At 72.2% G+C, this 16,000-nt stretch carries 10 protein-coding genes; 4 read left to right on the top strand and 6 right to left on the bottom strand.

Annotated features, from left to right (window positions below; translation table 11 throughout):
- Window positions 1-862: 862 nt before the first annotated feature.
- Both Q0568_RS14955 and nudC read right to left on the bottom strand, forming a co-directional pair.
- Window positions 863-2,581, bottom strand: a complete 1,719-nt coding sequence (locus tag Q0568_RS14955) for an ATP-dependent helicase (protein WP_298867922.1) — start codon at window positions 2,579-2,581, stop codon at window positions 863-865.
- A complete protein-coding gene (gene nudC / locus Q0568_RS14950; RefSeq protein ID WP_298867920.1) occupies window positions 2,578-3,498 on the bottom strand; it encodes an NAD(+) diphosphatase in 921 nt (306 codons plus the stop codon). Before nudC ends, Q0568_RS14955 begins: the two co-directional genes overlap by 4 nt.
- Window positions 3,499-3,574: 76 nt before the next feature.
- On the opposite strand from nudC, the gene Q0568_RS14945 reads away from it, so the two are divergent.
- Window positions 3,575-4,987, top strand: a complete 1,413-nt coding sequence (locus tag Q0568_RS14945; protein WP_298867918.1) for a phosphotransferase — start codon at window positions 3,575-3,577, stop codon at window positions 4,985-4,987.
- Here the strand turns inward: Q0568_RS14945 and Q0568_RS14940 are convergent.
- The gene (locus tag Q0568_RS14940) at window positions 4,933-8,379 is read right to left on the bottom strand and encodes an ATP-dependent DNA helicase (protein WP_298867916.1); all 3,447 of its coding nucleotides are present in this window, start codon (window positions 8,377-8,379) and stop codon (window positions 4,933-4,935) included. The two genes, Q0568_RS14945 and Q0568_RS14940, sit on opposite strands and share 55 nt — an antisense overlap.
- A gap of 5 nt (window positions 8,380-8,384) precedes the next feature.
- A complete protein-coding gene (locus tag Q0568_RS14935; RefSeq protein ID WP_298867914.1) occupies window positions 8,385-11,624 on the bottom strand; it encodes an ATP-dependent DNA helicase in 3,240 nt (1,079 codons plus the stop codon).
- Window positions 11,625-11,764: 140 nt separating this feature from the next.
- Between Q0568_RS14935 and Q0568_RS14930 the strand changes: the two genes are divergently transcribed.
- Both Q0568_RS14930 and Q0568_RS14925 read left to right on the top strand, forming a co-directional pair.
- A complete protein-coding gene (locus tag Q0568_RS14930) occupies window positions 11,765-11,989 on the top strand; it encodes a DUF3107 domain-containing protein (protein WP_298867912.1) in 225 nt (74 codons plus the stop codon).
- A gap of 1 nt (window position 11,990) precedes the next feature.
- Window positions 11,991-12,278, top strand: a complete 288-nt coding sequence (locus tag Q0568_RS14925) for a hypothetical protein (RefSeq protein ID WP_298867910.1) — start codon at window positions 11,991-11,993, stop codon at window positions 12,276-12,278.
- A gap of 157 nt (window positions 12,279-12,435) precedes the next feature.
- Here the strand turns inward: Q0568_RS14925 and Q0568_RS14920 are convergent, their stop codons facing one another.
- On the bottom strand, window positions 12,436-13,146 hold the full coding sequence (locus Q0568_RS14920) for a ferritin-like fold-containing protein (RefSeq protein WP_298867908.1): 711 nt from the start codon (window positions 13,144-13,146) through the stop codon (window positions 12,436-12,438).
- 172 nt (window positions 13,147-13,318) lie between these two features.
- Between Q0568_RS14920 and Q0568_RS14915 the strand changes: the two genes are divergently transcribed.
- Window positions 13,319-14,833: a DEAD/DEAH box helicase gene (locus Q0568_RS14915; RefSeq protein ID WP_298867906.1), complete on the top strand. Its 1,515-nt coding sequence runs from the start codon at window positions 13,319-13,321 to the stop codon at window positions 14,831-14,833.
- 285 nt (window positions 14,834-15,118) lie between these two features.
- Here the strand turns inward: Q0568_RS14915 and Q0568_RS14910 are convergent, their stop codons facing one another.
- Entirely contained in the window at window positions 15,119-15,994 is an 876-nt protein-coding gene (locus tag Q0568_RS14910) for a PHP domain-containing protein (protein WP_298867904.1), read from the bottom strand.
- Window positions 15,995-16,000 lie beyond the last annotated feature (6 nt).

The following is a 16,000-nucleotide window of genomic DNA, read 5'->3' as shown; positions in this document are numbered from 1 at the left end:
CGACACGATTCCTGAGGGGTTTCGGCGACCTCGAGGGGTTTCGGCGAGAGGATGCGCACGGCACTCGTTCCTCCTGCACAGGTGGCGGAATGAGCGGATCTGTCCACAGATCGCTCGGACGCGCCCCGCGGCTGCCGCGCGATCGACACAATCGAGGGCATGAGTCGCCGACCGAAGCCCGCGCTGACGCGCCTGGATGCGCGCTACCCGATCCTGTGGCGCGATGCGAGCACGGTGCAGTTCGGGCTGGAGGGCGTCGTGACCCTCGACGTCGACGAGCCGTGGATCGAGCCGCTGCTCACGCGGCTGCGCTCGGGCATCCGCCTGTCGACCTTCGACGTGGTGGCGCACGGCGTCGGCGCGCCGCGAGCTGCCGCCAAGCGTCTGCTCAGCAGCCTGCGCCCCGTGCTGGTCACCGACGTCAAAGGCGCACCCGCGGTGTTCGTCGAAGATGTCAACGTCGCCGACGGGCGCATGGCCGAGCGGATGCGGCAGTCGCTGGCCGATGAGGGGATCCGCATCACCGGTCGGGCGGATGCCGATGCCGTCGCTGTCGTCGTCGTGGAGGGCGCGGCCGCCGCGCTGCAGTTCGCCCCGTACCTGCGCGAGGACCGGGCGCACCTGCCCGTGGCGTTCGAGCACGACGCCGTGACAGTCGGCCCGCTGGTGGTCCCCGGCCGCACGCCGTGCCTGTCGTGCCGCGACGAGCACGAGCGCCGGCGCGACGAGGCCTGGCCGATGCTGCACGCGCAGCTGGTCGGGCGCGCGGTGCAGGTCAGCACCGCGCGCGTCGCAAACGCGGCGAGCCTGGTCACCCGGGTGCTGCGCGCGCCGGTCGACGGCACCGGGGTGCTGGTGCGGGTCAGTCCCGACGGGCGGCACGTGTGGCGCTCGCTGCGCCATCACGAAGGATGCCCGTGCCTCGGGATGTCGTGCCGATCTCAGCCAGGAAGCGCGACGGCGCCCGATCCCCTCGGCCCGCGCCCGACGACCACGAGATCGCCAGAGTGCGCGCTGCGCGCGTGATGCCCACATACGCCAGCCGGCGCTCCTCGTCGACCTGCTCGAACGTCGAGGCGTACGAGATCGGCAGAGCCCCCTCGGCCCAGCCCGCCAGCAGCACGTGCGGCCACTCCAGGCCCTTCGCCGCGTGCAGGGTGGAGAGGGTCACCGTCCGCAGCGCCGGCTCGTGCTGATCCTTCGCGCGGGCCATGAGCCCATCGGCGAAGACGCGCAGCGTGGTGCCCTCGGGCGCCTCCTCGGCCAGTCGCAGGATGGCGCGACGCGCCTCCCAGCCGTTGCGCTGCGCGCCGCCGGCCTCGGGCGGCTCCTCGGTGAGTCCCAGCCCCCGCAGCACGTCGCGCACGGTGGGCAGGAACCCGAGCGACGTGGGGGCGACCGCCGCCGCCCGCAGGCCCAGCACGGCCTGGCGCACCTCGGGCATGTCGAAGAAGCGCGTGCCGCCGAGCACCGTGGTCGCGATGCCGCGCGCGGCGAGCGCCTGCTGCAGCACGGCCGACTGCGCGTGGGCGCGGTACAGCACGGCGATCTCCGCCGGCGAGACCCCGCCGGCGATGCGCGCCGCGATGGCGGCGGCGATGCCGTCGGCCTCCTCGCGCTCGGTGTCGTAGCCGGTGAGCATCGGCGCCTCGGCCGGCCCGTCGTGCGCGGGCACGAGAGCCAGCGCGCCCGGACGCCCCTTCATCAGCGCGTTGGCGGCGGTGAGGATGGGCGCGTGCGAGCGGTAGTTGGTCTCCAGCCGCACGATGGTGGCATCCGGATGCCGCTGGCCGAACTCCAGCAGATACCGCTGCTGCGCGCCGGCGAAGGAGTAGATGGTCTGGCTGGCGTCGCCCACCACGCAGATGTCGCGGCGGTCTCCGAGCCACAGCTCCAGCAGCCGGTTCTGCAGCGGCGACACGTCCTGGAACTCGTCGACGGTGAAGTGCCGGTACTGCTCGTGCACGGCGGCGGCCACGCGGCTCTCGGTCTCCAGCATCCCGGCGCATGCCAGCAGCACGTCCTCGAAGTCCAGCTGCCGCCGCTCGTCCTTCAGCGCCTCGTAGGCGGCCTGCAGCTCCAGCAGCTGCTCGGGGCGGATGCCGCTGATGGGTCGGTTCTGCTCGGCGTACTGCTCGATGGACAGCATCGACACCTTGCGCCATTCGATCTCGGAGGCGATGTCGCGCAGCGTGGCGGTGCTGGGGCGCAGGCGCATGGCATCCGCCGCCTGCCCCAGCAGTCGCACCTTGTTGTCGACGATGGCAGGGGCGGTATCGCCGGTGAGCGTGGGCCAGAAGAAGTTCAGCTGCGCGAGCGCCGCGGCGTGGAAGGTGCGCGCCGCGACACCGCCGACGCCGAGGGCGCGCAGCCGTCCGCGGAGCTCGCCGGCGGCCTTCGCAGTGAAGGTGACCGCCATCACCCGTGACGGCGAGTAGGCGCCGGTGTCCACGCCGTGCGCGATGCGGTGCGTGATGACGCGGGTCTTGCCCGTACCGGCACCGGCCAGCACGGCGACGGGGCCGCGCAGCACGGACGCGGCCTCGCGCTGCCGCTCGTCGAGGGCGTCGAGGGCGCTCACGCCGGCTCGCCCCGCGCACCGGGCTCATCCTCGCACCAGTCGACGATCAGCCGGCGTGCGATGGATGCCCGCCCCGGCAGGCCCACCGGCCCGTCGCCGGCCAGGGAGCTGCGGATCTCGTCGCGGGTCAGCCAGCGCGCGTCGACGATCTCCTCGCCGTCGGGCGTGGCCTGCTCGTCGACGGCGACGGCGCGGAAGCCCAGCATGAGCGAGCGCGGGTACGGCCAGGCCTGCGAGGCGATGTACCGGATGTCGCGCACGCGCACGCCGGCCTCCTCGAACAGCTCGCGGTGCACGGTGGCCTCCAGCGACTCACCCGCCTCCACGAAGCCGGCGAAGCAGGAGTGCATGCGGCCGCGCCAGTTGGCGTTGGCGCCCAGCAGCAGCCGCTGCCCGTCGGGGCTCTCCACGGCGACGATGATGGCGGGATCGGTGCGGGGGAAGTGCTCCTCATCGCAGGTCGCGCAGTGCCGCGACCAGCCGGCGCTGCGCAGCTGGAGCGCGGTGCCGCATCGCGGACAGAAGCCCGCGTCGGCGAGCCACGATGCCAGGGCGATGGCGGTCACGAACAGGTCGGCCTCGCGGGGGCTCAGCAGCCCGGCATCCCGCAGCCCCAGCCAGGTCTCCTCCGGGGCGCTGTCGATGCTGTCGTGTTCGGCGGGGACCGCGGCCAGCAGCAGGATCGTGCCGTCGGCGTCACGGCCCAGCAGTGCCCACTCGGCATCCCCGACCTCGGCGGCGGGCACGCGCAGCACGGTCTCGCCCGACAGGCGCAGACGCCCCTCGCGCACGACCACCACGCGCGTGCGGGCATCGGCGTGAAGTCGGGCGAGCACACCGTCCTGCGTGCGCAGCTCGGCTGCCCGATCGAGGATCTGCCGCTGCGCGGTCATGTGCTCCTCCTGCTCTCGTGCCATTCACCCGCCTGCCGTAAACCGGGGCAAGGGCGTGGCGTGGGCGCACCGGCTGGGGTGCGCACCTACCCTGGAGAGCATGGCACGCTCACCTTTCACTCTAGTGGCGGCGGTCACGGCCGCACTGCCCGGGGCGGAGGTCGTCGGCGCCCGTCCCCTCACCTCGGGCGGCGACGGCAGGTTCGACTCGGCCGTCGCGACGCTGGCCGACGGGCGCGAGATCGTCATCCGCGTCTCGGCGGGTGAGGAGGATGCCGCGCATGAGCTCGCCGAGGAGTCGCTGGCGCTGCGCGCGCTGACCGCCGGAGCCCGTGAGATGCTGCCGTTCCAGGTGCCCGCCTACCTGGGCGAGGTGCGGGTCGGCGACGACCGCGGCCTGGTCACCGACCTGATGCCCGGGTTCCAGATCGAGGCGGCCGATGTGCCCTCCGGACGCGGCGCCGCCGTGTCCATGGGCGGGGCCATCGCTGCCGTGCACGGACTGCCGACCTCCGTCGTGCGGGCCGCCGGGCTCACCGTCCGCGACGCCGCAGGTGTGCGCGACGAGGTGCGGCAGCTCATCGACCGGGCGGCGGCCACGGGCCGCGTGCCCGTGCGGCTCACCACGCGCTGGCGCAACGCCGTCGAGGACGACGACCTGTGGCGCTTCGAGACGACGGTGACGCTGGCCGGCGTGCAGGCGCTCTCGTTCCTGTTCGAGGACGACCCGAAGGACGGCCCGCAGGTGACCGGGATGATCGGCTGGAACGGGCTGACCGTCGGCGACCCCGCCGAGGATCTCGGCTGGCTGTCGGGGGCGCCGGATGCCGCCGCCGACGTGCACAGGGCCTACGCCGCCGCGTCGTCGCGCGCAGCCGACGACGCCCTGCAGGTGCGGGCGCGGCTGCACGCCGAGCTCGAGTACGCCCGCTGGCTGGTGCACGGCACCGACATGCGCCTTCCGGATGTCGTCGACGACGCCGCCGCGCTGCTGGAGTCGCTGTCCGACGGCCTGCGCAGCGACGACCTGCGGGTGATCGCCTCGTACACCGGCGGCGTGGACTCCGCACTGGATGTGCTGGATCGCACCCCGGACACCACCAGCGTCGCCGTGGACACGTCCATGCAGACGGACGCCTACCGTCCCGAGGACCTGTGGCTGGAGGAGGAGGCCGCGGCCGCCGATGCGGATGCCTCGGATCAGTCTGACGCCGCAGATGCAGCCGACGCCGCCGAGGGCGATGCGCGCACAGCATCCGGAACCACCGCCGCGCAGGCGGACACAGCCGCGCTCTCGGATGCCGGTGCGCGCTCGGATGCCGGTGAGCCCGCCGCCTGGGACGCCCCCACGCAGGACCTCGCCGAGGTCGGCCTCGTACGCGGCTCGACACACGGCTCTGACACGGAGTCTGCTCCGGTCGCCGAGCAGCCCAGCGACATCGACTCCGCCGAAGAGGCTCAGCGGGCAGCGCGCGCGGCGCTCCAGCGCTGGACCAGCTCCGACTCGGAGTAGACCCTCTCGCCGCGGATGATCAGGTCGTCGGCGACGTAGAACAGCGCCACGTCGATCTGATCCAGCGGCACGCCGAACCGACGGTGATAAGCCACCCGGTACAACGCAAGCTGCAGCATCCGCTCCTCGCGCTCCTGCGGGGTGCGCGGCGCGCGACCGGTCTTCCAGTCCACGATCTCGATGCGCCCGCCATGATCCTCGCGGCGGTACACGGCGTCGAGCTTGCAGATGACGATGTGGCCGTCTGCGAACGCGAAGTCGATCTCGGTCTCCACGGCGATGGGTTGCAGGTCCGCCCACTCGCTGCGCTCGAACACCTCGCGGAGCTTCGCCAGCGCCTGCTCGTCGGCGGCGCTCGCTCCCTGCATGGGTGCGTCGTCCGGAGCATCCTCGTCGAGCTCCCACAACGCGCCCTCGGCGGCGGGACCCGCTCCCACGAGCCCGGAGCGATGCTCGACCCAGGCGTGGAACAGCGTGCCGATGCGTGTCTGCGTGTACGGGCGCTCGGGCATGGGGCGGCCCAGATCGCGCAGCGTGCCGCGGTAGTCGGTGACCCAGTCCTTGAACCGCGAGGCCGGCACGCGTGTGGGAGCCTCTCCCCCGCTGCCCTGCAGACGCTCGGCGCGCTCGACCAGCAGCCGCTGCAGGCGCAGCGTCGGCGCGGGCGGATCCTCGGCATCCATCGCCCGGCGCACCTGCTGGGCTGCCGCGGTCACCTTCTCGCGACGCCCGCCCAGCGGATCCAACGGCCAGGATGCCACCAGGCCCGGCCCGTCGTATGGGTTCTCGTCGGGGTCGACGGCGCCGATCGGGTCGAGGCCCAGCACGTCGATGGCGTCGTCCAGGTAGGGGCTGGCGCTGCGGGGCTTGGTCTGCCCCGCCCAGTGCGCACCGCTCAGCAGCAGGTCCCGGCGAGCGCGCGTGACGGCCACGTAGGCCAGCCGGCGCTCCTCCTGCTGCTGGTAGTCCCGGTACTCGTTCTTGAAGCGCTTGAGGGCGCCGCCGTGCGGGAACGCCTTGGTGACACCGGCCGCCAGCGCGTCCAACGCGGCCTTGTGCCGCTTGGCGGGGTCGTCGCCCGCGGCATCCATCTCGGCCTGCGGATCCCAGCGGAACGTCGGCAGCGCGTCGCGGTCGCCGCGCAGCGCGAATGGCACGACGCCGAAGCCGAACCAGCCGGCGGTGTCGCTGACGCGGCTCGGCAACTCCTCCTCGACCAGTCGGACCACGGAGATGGCATCCCATTCCAGGCCCTTGGAACCGTGGATGGTCAGCAGCTGCACGACGCCGGGCTCGGGCGGCTCGGGGCGCGGCATGAGCTCGTCGGTGCTCTCGGCCTTGTCGAGCCAGGCCAGCAGGCCGGCGATGGAGCCGCGGTCGTCCGCGGACAGGAACGCGCGCACCTCGTCGGCGAACGCGCGCAGCTGGGTGGCCGCCACGCGGGCGGGGCCGCGGGTCTCGTTGACGGCCAGCTCGATGTCGAGCCGCAGCTCCAGTTCGATCATGCGGATGAGCTCGGGGATCGGCAGGGTGGCGGAGCGGCGCAGGCGCTCCAGGATGTCACCGGCCTCCCGCAGCCGGCGGCGCCCTTCCGGGGTGATCGCGGCGATGAGCCGGTAGTCGTCGGGCGCGCTGCGCAGGAAGTCCACGGCGTCGACGATCGACGTCGCCTCGTCGGCGCCGCGCGACGAGCGCAGCCGCTCGCGCACCTCGTCGGAGAGCGGGCTGAGGTCGGCGTCGCGCCCGGCGAGGGTCGTGGCCAGGTCGTAGAGGGCCGCCATGTCGGCGATGCCGATCCCGAAGCGCGGGCCCACCAGCATCCGGATCAGCGCCGAACCCGCCGTCGGATCGTGGATGACGCGCAGCATGGACACCACATCCACGACCTCGGGAGTGGACAGCAGTCCTCCCAGGCCCAGGATGCGGTGCGGGATGCCGCGGCGCGCAAGCGCGCCGGCGAAGGTCTGCATGTGCCGCTTGGAGCGGAACAGGATGGCGCCGGTGTGCGCGCGATCGGCATCCGTATGCTCGGCGCGGCGCTGCAGGAACCATTCCGCGACCTGCTCGGCCTCATCGTCGACTGTGAAGGGGAAGCGCACTTCCACGCGACCTTCCCCCGCGCCGGGGCGCGGTTCGAGTGCGGGAACGTCGAGACCCTCGCGCTGCAGCGGGGCGAGGATGCGGTTGGCGACGTCGAGGATGCGGCGATCGTTGCGCCAGCTGGTCATCAGGCTGTAGGTGGTCGACGGCGTGGTCTCGGCGAAGGCGCGGCTGAACGCGTACAGGTTGTCGGCGCTGGCGCCTCGCCAGCCGTAGATGGACTGGTGCGGGTCGCCGACGGCCATCACGGCGCTGTCGCGGAACAGCGCGGCCAGGAACCGGGTCTGGATGACCGAGGTGTCCTGGTACTCGTCCAGCAGCACGACGCGGTGCTGTTCGCGCAGCTCGGCGCGCACGTCCGGCGCGGTCTCGACGATGTCGAACGCGCCGCCGACCTGATCGGCGAAGTCCAGCACGCCGCGACGCTCCTTCTCGGCGATGTAGTCGCGCACCAGGCTCACCAGCACCGGCATGCTCAGCAGGTTCAGCGCGGCGGTGTCGACGTCGGTCCTGGCGCGGTACGGCTCGAAGGCAGCCGCTTGCCCGGTGGCGATGCGCTCCATCTCGTCGAGGTCGACGCGGTGGTCCAGCGCTTCGGCGGCCAGCCGCTGCACGGCATCGATGATGCCGCCGAGCGACCGGTCGATCTCCTCCAGGCCCGGCAGGTCGGCACGCAGCACGACCGCGCGGGCGATCAGCCACGACGCGGACTGGCTGAGCATGGCGGCCTCGGGGTCGCGGCCGATGCGGGCGGCGTGCTCGCGGACGATGCCGTCGGCGAACGCGTTGTAGGTGGACACCCGGGGACGGATGAGCAGGTCCTCGGCGGAGCGGGGCGTGCGCGGATCCCAGCCGGTGCCGTATGTCTCGGCCAGCTCGTTCAGCACCTGCGTGCGCACGGTGTCGCGCTGCGCACCGGGGGCGGCGGCATGCACGCGGCCCAGCGCGTCGGTGGCGACCAGCTCGGGCAGATACGGCAGCAGGCCGCGGCGGGCGAACTGGTCGATGGCGTCCAGCCGCGTGCCGATGCGCTCGGCCAGCTCGCCGGCGGCCTTGCGCGTGAACGTCAGGCCGAGCACCTCGTCGGGGCGCACGTGCCGGTTGGCGACCAGCCACACCACGCGGCCGGCCATGGTCTCGGTCTTGCCGCTGCCGGCGCCGGCGACGACCAGTGCGGGTCCGGGCGGCGCCTGGATGACGCGCTGCTGAGCCTCGGTGGGCACCGGCAGTCCCAGCGCCAGCGCGATGGTCTCGGCGGGGACCGTGGAGGGTTCGGGCCAGTCAACGGACACGGGGTTCACGCGCTCACCGCCGGGACGGTGTGGATGTGACAGGGAGTGACACGGAACTGCGTGTCGGCGCAGTGCGCCTCCACCTGGGCCGTGAAGCTGCTGGCGGCCATGCCGCGGCCCGCCGCTGCGACACGATGCAGGAAGGCCGCACGGGCATCATCGTCGAGCGGATGCTGGTGCGCCACCCGGTAGTCGGCCTTGCCGATGGTCTTGGACACCACTACCAGGCGCGCGCCGGTGAGCGCCTCGGACGGTGCGCCCTCGATCAGCCCCTGCTGCACGGCGATCTGATACGCCGCCAGCTGGGCGTGCTCGCGCACGTGCTCCTCGGTGAGCTTGTCCTCGCTCTTGCCTGTCTTCAGGTCGACGACCACGATGCGCTCACCGGCAGCCCCCTCACCCATCCGCTCCCACTTCTGCCCGCGCGCGCCGGCGTGCTCGCCGCCGCCCGTCGGGTACGCCTCGATCCGGTCGATGATGCCGCTCACCACGGCGCGCGGGGCGCCGGCGAACCCATCCGCGGTCTCCTTCCCGACATCCGGCACCTCTCCGGCATCCGGCATCGGAACCACCTCGTCTGTGTCCAGGTCGACGGCGAAACGGAACTTCGTCTCCGCGCCCAGCACCCGCCCGCCCTCGTGGATCGTCTCCTGCAGATACGCGTGCAGGCGCTGCACGTACAGGTCGGCCCGGCGGCGCTCCTTGCGCCCGACCCACTCGGTCTCGAAGTCCAGCTCCGGCCAGTGCTCGCCGACGATGGCGTTCATGGCGTCGAGGTCGCCGTCCGGCACCTTCTCCATGGCCTCGTGGATGATCGTGCCGATCCCGGCCGACGGCGGCGAGACGGTGTCGCCGCCCAGCGCGGAGACGACCCAGTTCAGCCCGCACTTCTCGAAAGCCTCCAGCCGCGACGGAGAGACCTTCACCGGACCCGCCGCGAGATCGCGCAGCGGGGCGGTGCTGGATGCCGGAGCCACGCCGTACCAGTCGTCGGGCGATGCACCCGGGACGCCCGCCTCGGCCAGCAGACGCAGCTGTCCGGCCGCGGCCGCCAGCTCAGCGGGATCGGACGCCGTGGTCAGCGTGCGCCGGTGCCGCGAGACCAGCCCGCGCAGCGTGATGGGATGCGCGAAGCGCTGGTCGTCGGCCTCCACGGGCGGCGGCGCAGGCAGGAACGAGAAGAACGGGCTCGGCGACATGTCGTCGTCATCGACGGCCGAGACCACCAGGCGCGAGCGGGCCCGCGAGATCGCACGCACGAACAGCCGCAGCTCATCGTGCAGGGCGCTGCGCCGGCGATCCAGCACGCCCGGCACGATCTCGGGGGATCCGGTGCGCACGGAGGTCAGCCACTCGCCGAGCCGCCACGTCTCCAGCATCCCGCCGCGCAGGCGCACGTTGGGCCAGACCCCGTCCTGCACGCCGGCCACCACGACGGCCTCGAACTCCGCCCCCAGTGCGGTGGCGGGCGTCATGAGCGTGACCAGCCCCGGACGCTCGGGCGTGGACAGTGAGTCCTCGGGCACCTCGCTGTCGAGGATGTCACGGATGAACAGCGCGGGCTTCTCCTGCGGCGAGCGCTCCACGAAGCGCTTGGCCGCTGCGAACAGCGCCACCAGCGCGTCCAGCGACCGGGACACCTCGGCGCCGCCGGGCAGATCTGCGGCGGCCCGCCACGCGGTCTGCAGTGCCACGCCGCCCATCGAGCGGGCCCGATCCCAGACGCGCCACAGCAGCTCGTGGATGGTCTCGCCGGCCTCGCCCGCCACGTTAAGCTGCGAAAGGGTCTCGGCGAACCTCGCCGCCACCCGCGCCTCGGGGGCGTCGACGCGATCGAACATGTGCGGATGCGCCAGGGCCTCGCGCAGCAGCTCCCGGGCCGGCGTCGAGCCGCCGTCGGACAGCTCCACATGCCGCAGCCGCGCTCGCAGGCGGCGCAGGCCCACGGCATCCAGTCCCCCGAACGGCGAGACCAGCGCCTCGGCCAGCATCTCCGCAGATCGGTCTTCGGCATCCGTCAGCCCGAGACGCACGATCTCGACGATCGCGCGCACGGTGCTCTCGCTGCCCAGCGGGCGCGGCACTCCGGCGGCGCGCGTGGGCACCTCGCGGGCGGCCAGCTCGGCCTCCAGCGTGACGATCTGTCGGGTGTCGTGCGCGATCACCGCCATGTCGCTCCAGGCGACGCCGTCGGCCAGGTGCCATTCCCGCAGCGTCGCGGCGATGCGGTCGATCTCCTCGTGCGGCGACGGCGCGATCAGCGTGCGCACGCCGTTCCCCTCGACATCGTCCGGGGCACGGCGATGGTCCACGCGACCGGCGGCGCCGATGGCCTGCGTGACCGTGCGGGTGAGGGAGGTCAGCACGGGAGTCTGCCGGTGCGCGGCATCCAGCACCAGCACCTCGCCGAGCACCTGCGCGAGGTCGGCGAACAGCTGCGGGCTGGCGCCGCGGAACGCGCCGGAGGAGATGTCGGGGTCGCCGAAGGCCAGCACGGCCACGCCGCGCTCGCGCAGCGCCCGCACCAGGCGCACCCCTCCCCTGGTGAGCTCCTGCGCATCGTCGATCAGCACCGTGCGCAACGACGCCAGCGGGCCGAGCGAGGCCGCATCGGCCGTGGCGAGGATGCCGGTGGCCTCGCTCAGCAGCTCGGGGATGTCGCGGTGCGCCACGCGCATGCCGCCCATCACCTCCCGGTACTCGTCGAGGAAGTCCGCCGCAGCCTGCCAGACCTCGCGCCCGGAGTGCTCCAGCTCGCCCGGAGCCACTCCCAGCTCTGTGGTCTCGGCCAGGAACGCGCGCAGCTCGGAGCGGAACCCCTTCGATGCCCGCACCGATGGGCTGAGCGTCTCCGGCCACTGCCGCACGCCGTCCTCGGCGTCGCCCGCCAGCAGATCGGCGAAGATGCGGTCCTGGTCGGCGCCGGTCAGCAGCGCGGGCGGCTCCAGCCCCTGCTGCACGGTCACGCCGCGCACGAGCTGGAAGGCGAACGAGGCCAGCGACCGCACCAGCGGTCCCGGCGTCGCCTGCGTGACGCGCACGCCCAGGCGATCACGCAGCGCGGTGGCGGCCTGTCTGCTGGGGGTGAGCACCAGCAGCTCCTCGGGCTTCATGCCGCTGTGCAGCAGGTGCACGACGCGGTCGGCGAGCGCCGTCGTCTTGCCCGTGCCGGGCGCGCCGATCACCACTGCGGATGCGGCAGGAGCGGCGCGCACGACCGTGAGCTGAGCGGCATCGGAAGTCATGCTCACCACGGTATCGGCCACCACCGACGCCGACCTGCCACCGCCGTGTGCGCCCACGGCGAAATCCGCACCGCGGCCCGGCTCGGCGTCCGGGCCAGCAGGTAGAGTCGAGCATGTTCGCAGACATCTGAGGAGATCGCGTGGAAATCCGCATCGGCATCGTCAACACCGGTCGTGAGTTGAGCTTCGAGACCAGCACCAGCGCCGACGAGATTCGCTCGCAGGTCGCCGGCGCCCTCGAGCAGAACGCCAGTCACCTGAGCTTCACCGATTCCAAGGGCAGCTCCTACATCGTCCCCACCGCGAACCTCGCCTACATCGAGCTGGGCACCGAGGAGTCCCGCCGGGTCGGCTTCGTCGCCTGACATGTACATCCTGCTGGCGCTGATCGCCGCCTGCTCCCTGGGCATCGGCCTGCACTACCTGATGCCGCGCCGCGACCTGCGGGGAGTCGCGGTCACGCCTGCCATCACCACGGCGGCCGCTGCGGCGATCTATACGATCATGCAGTGGTCGGGCGTCGCCGAGAGCAGTCCCGCACTGTGGCCGGCGAGCATCGGCGGCGGGCTCGTCATCGCCGCCGGCGCGACCTTCGCGATCAGCATCCTGCGCGCGCGGCACGACGCCGCGGCCAGGCAGGCGCTCGGGATCTGACGCCCCGCTGGTCCCGGCATCCGCTCGGTCCCGCCCGCCGACTTGGTACAGATGTCGGTCCGTTTCACGGATGTCGGTCCGGATGGCCAGAATCCGCCGACATCCGTACTTCGCGCCGACATCCGTACCCGGCAAGGCGGTGCCGACAGAGCGGATGCTACGAGGCCAGCCCCATGGCGTCCATCCGGCGCGCGTGCGCGCCCATGAGCTCGGTGTAGACCGGCTCGATGCGCTTGTCATCCTCCTCCAGGCGGTCCGGGCGCAACGCGTCGCGGCACACCAGCAGGGTGTCGCCCACCAGGCGACGCCCCCACATCGAAAGCAGCGAGCGCCACTCGTGATCGCTCTCGATGGTCTCCAGGATGATCGTGACGATCTCGTCGCCGGCATCCGGCTGCCGCAGGATCTCCGCGACCCGCTCCCCCGTGCGGCCGTAGCTCGAGGCCAGGGCCAGGTAGAAGTCGTCCAGCATCCCGGCGGTCAGGTGCACCGCCAGCAGTGTCTCCTCCTGCCGCTCGCCGATGGTCTTACGGCGGAACGCGTCGAGGTTCTCGCGGAACGGCAGCATGACCTCGGTGGGGTCCTCGCCCTGATCGGCGATGACCTGCACGATCTCGCGGTGCTTGTCCAGCGCGGCGCCGGCAGCGCGCGAGAGCGCCTCCTTGCGTGCCAGCGACTGCGTCCCGCGGATGCCACGGCTGAGCGTCTCGAAGTAGCCCAGCTGCAGGTAGGCGGCCTGCCCGAGGAACCGGTTCAGCTCGGGAGCGAGCTCGGCGAAATCTATCCGCTGCGCGTCGCTCGCCTCCCCGCGGCTGCGCAGCTTCAGCGTGCGCCGCTGCGGCTTGCGCTTCCAGAACCAATTGACCACCCGCCCAGACTACCGGCCGTGCTCTCTGGCGACACGCCGGGCGTCGGGTAGTGTTGCAGTGTCCTGCCGTTGGAGCAGGACCCCGCGCCTGTGGCACATGTGACGGCGTGGATCCGTTACGAGGCGCCGCTGGCACGCAGCCGGGCGCGCGCCGGACAGGCAGACGACAACTGTGACTTCATTCGCTGATCTCGGAACCGATCAGGACATCCTCGACGCGCTGGCCGCGAAGGGCATCGTCGACGCGTTCCCCATCCAGGAGCAGACCATTCCGCTGGGACTGCCCGGTCAGGACATCATCGGCCAGGCCAAGACCGGCACCGGCAAGACCTTCGGCTTCGGCATTCCGCTGGTGCAGCGCCTGGGTCAGAACCCGGAGCCCGGCGTCAAGGCTCTCGTGGTCGTGCCGACCCGCGAGCTGGCCGTGCAGGTGTTCGAGGACATCGACATGCTGGCCTCCAACCGGCCCACGAGCGTCGTCGCCATCTACGGCGGCAAGGCGTACGAGGGCCAGATCGAGCAGCTGAAGGCCGGCGCGCAGATCGTCGTCGGCACGCCGGGCCGCCTGATCGACCTGGCGAACCAGCGTCTGCTGGACCTGTCGCACGCGACCGAGGTCGTGCTGGACGAGGCCGACAAGATGCTGGACCTGGGCTTCCTGGCCGACATCGAGAAGATCTTCTCGAAGGTGCCGGCCGTGCGCCACACGCAGCTGTTCTCGGCCACCATGCCCGGGCCGATCGTGGCGCTGGCCCGTCGGTTCATGAACAACCCGATCCACATCCGGGCCAGCGAGCCCGATGAGGGCCGTCTGCAGACCAACATCAAGCACGTCGTGTACCGCGCGCACTCGCTGGACAAGGACGAGGTCATCGCCCGCATCCTGCAGGCCGAGGGCCGCGGCAAGACGGTCATCTTCACCCGCACCAAGCGCGCCGCGCAGAAGCTCGTGGACGAGCTCGGCGACCGCGGCTTCAACGTCGGCGGTGTGCACGGCGACATGGGTCAGGAGCAGCGCGAGCGCTCGATGGCCGCGTTCAAGTCCGGCAAGCGCGACGTACTGGTGGCCACCGACGTCGCCGCGCGCGGTATCGACGTGGACGACGTCACGCACGTGATCAACCACACCATCCCCGATGACGACAAGACGTACCTGCACCGCGTGGGCCGCACCGGTCGCGCCGGCAAGACCGGCATCGCCGTGACGTTCGTCGACTGGGAGGACCTGCACAAGTGGGCCCTGATCAACCGCGCCCTGGACTTCGGCCAGCCCGAGCCCGTCGAGACCTACTCCTCGAGCCCGCACCTGTACACCGACCTGGACATCCCGGAGGGCACGAAGGGCCGCCTGCGCACGGCGCCCAAGGCCGAGAAGCCCGAGCGTCGCCGCCGTGAGCCGCAGAAGGCCGCGGATGCCGCAGCCGAGGGCGTCGACGAGGGCACGACCCGTCGTCGCCGCCGTCGCCATCGCAGCTCGGGCGGGGAGAAGGTCGGCGCGACGTTCGTCGAGGGCGCCGAGCAGCCGGCATCCGCTCCCGCCTCGGCCGGGGCGCCTGCCGAGCGCGACGCCGAGGGCGCCGGCACGCACGACGGCGACGCCACCCGCGAGCACCGCGACGGCAAGTCCGCCCCGCAGCGCCGTCGCCGTCGCCGCCGCTCCGGCGGCGCCGCCCCGACCGGCGCCTGACGCTCCTACGAAGAAGCCGCGCGACCTTTCGGTGTCGCGCGGCTTCTGCGTGCTCGGCCGGGTGTCGCCGACCGCGCGGCGGCCCTCGACCCCACGCGACAGTCCTCGACCCACGCGGCAGTTCTCAACCCACGCGGCAGTTCTCAACCCACGCGGCAGTCCTCGACCCACGCTGCGCAGATCTGCGCCGCGCGGCCTGAGAACAGCAGCGCGAAGCGGAAGGGTGCGCGAGAACTGCAGCGCGCGGCATGAACTGCAGCGCGAGGGATGCCGCAGGCGCGGCGCCTACGGGAACCGCGGCGAGGATCCGGTGGCGCGGGCGATGATGCGGGCGACCATCTCATCCGAGGTCGTGTTCTCACCCGGCCGGTTGGGCTTCCCCGCCCCGTGGTAGTCGCTGGAGCCGGTGACGATCAGGTCGTGCCGGGCGGCGATCTCGCGCAGCATCCGCCTGCCGTCGGCGGTGTTCTCGCGGTGATCGATCTCGAGACCCGCGAGCCCGGCGTCGACCAGCTGGTCGAAGAACGCCACGGGCATCATGCGGTCCCGCCCCGACGTGGCCGGATGGGCGATGACGGCGACGCCGCCGGCATCCGTGATCAGCCGCACGACCGTCAGCGGGTCGGGTGCGTAGTGCGGCTCGTAGTAGCCGGCGCGCGGGTGCAGGATGCCGTCGAAGGCCTCCGTGCGGTCGTGCACGATGCCCCGCGCGATCAACGCATCGGCGATGTGAGGACGCCCGACGGTGGCATCCGGCGTGGTCTGCGCCAGAACGTCGTCCCAGGTGAGGTCGTAGTCGCGGCCGATGCTGCGCACGATCCGCTCGGCGCGTCCGACCCGATCCGTCCGGATTCGCTCGGTCTCGGCGACGAGGGCGGAGTCGGACGGGTCGAACAGGTAGCCCAGCACGTGCACGCTGCGCCAGTCGTGCCGTGACGAGAACTCGATCCCGGGCAGGAACGTCATTCCGAGGGCCACCGCCTCGTCGCCCGCCTCCGTCCAGCCGGTGGTGCGGTCGTGGTCGGTCAGTGCCATCGTGCGGATGCCGTGGGCGAAGGCCGCGCGCACCACCTCGGCCGGCGATTCCGTGCCGTCGGAATGGTTGGAGTGCAGGTGCAGATCACTCGGCCCCGAGAAGGTGGAGTGCTCGCCCTGGGTCATCCTCCG

Source organism: uncultured Microbacterium sp. (assembly GCF_937927635.1).
Lineage (GTDB): Bacteria > Actinomycetota > Actinomycetes > Actinomycetales > Microbacteriaceae > Microbacterium.
This window is presented reverse-complemented; position numbering and strand designations above follow the sequence as displayed.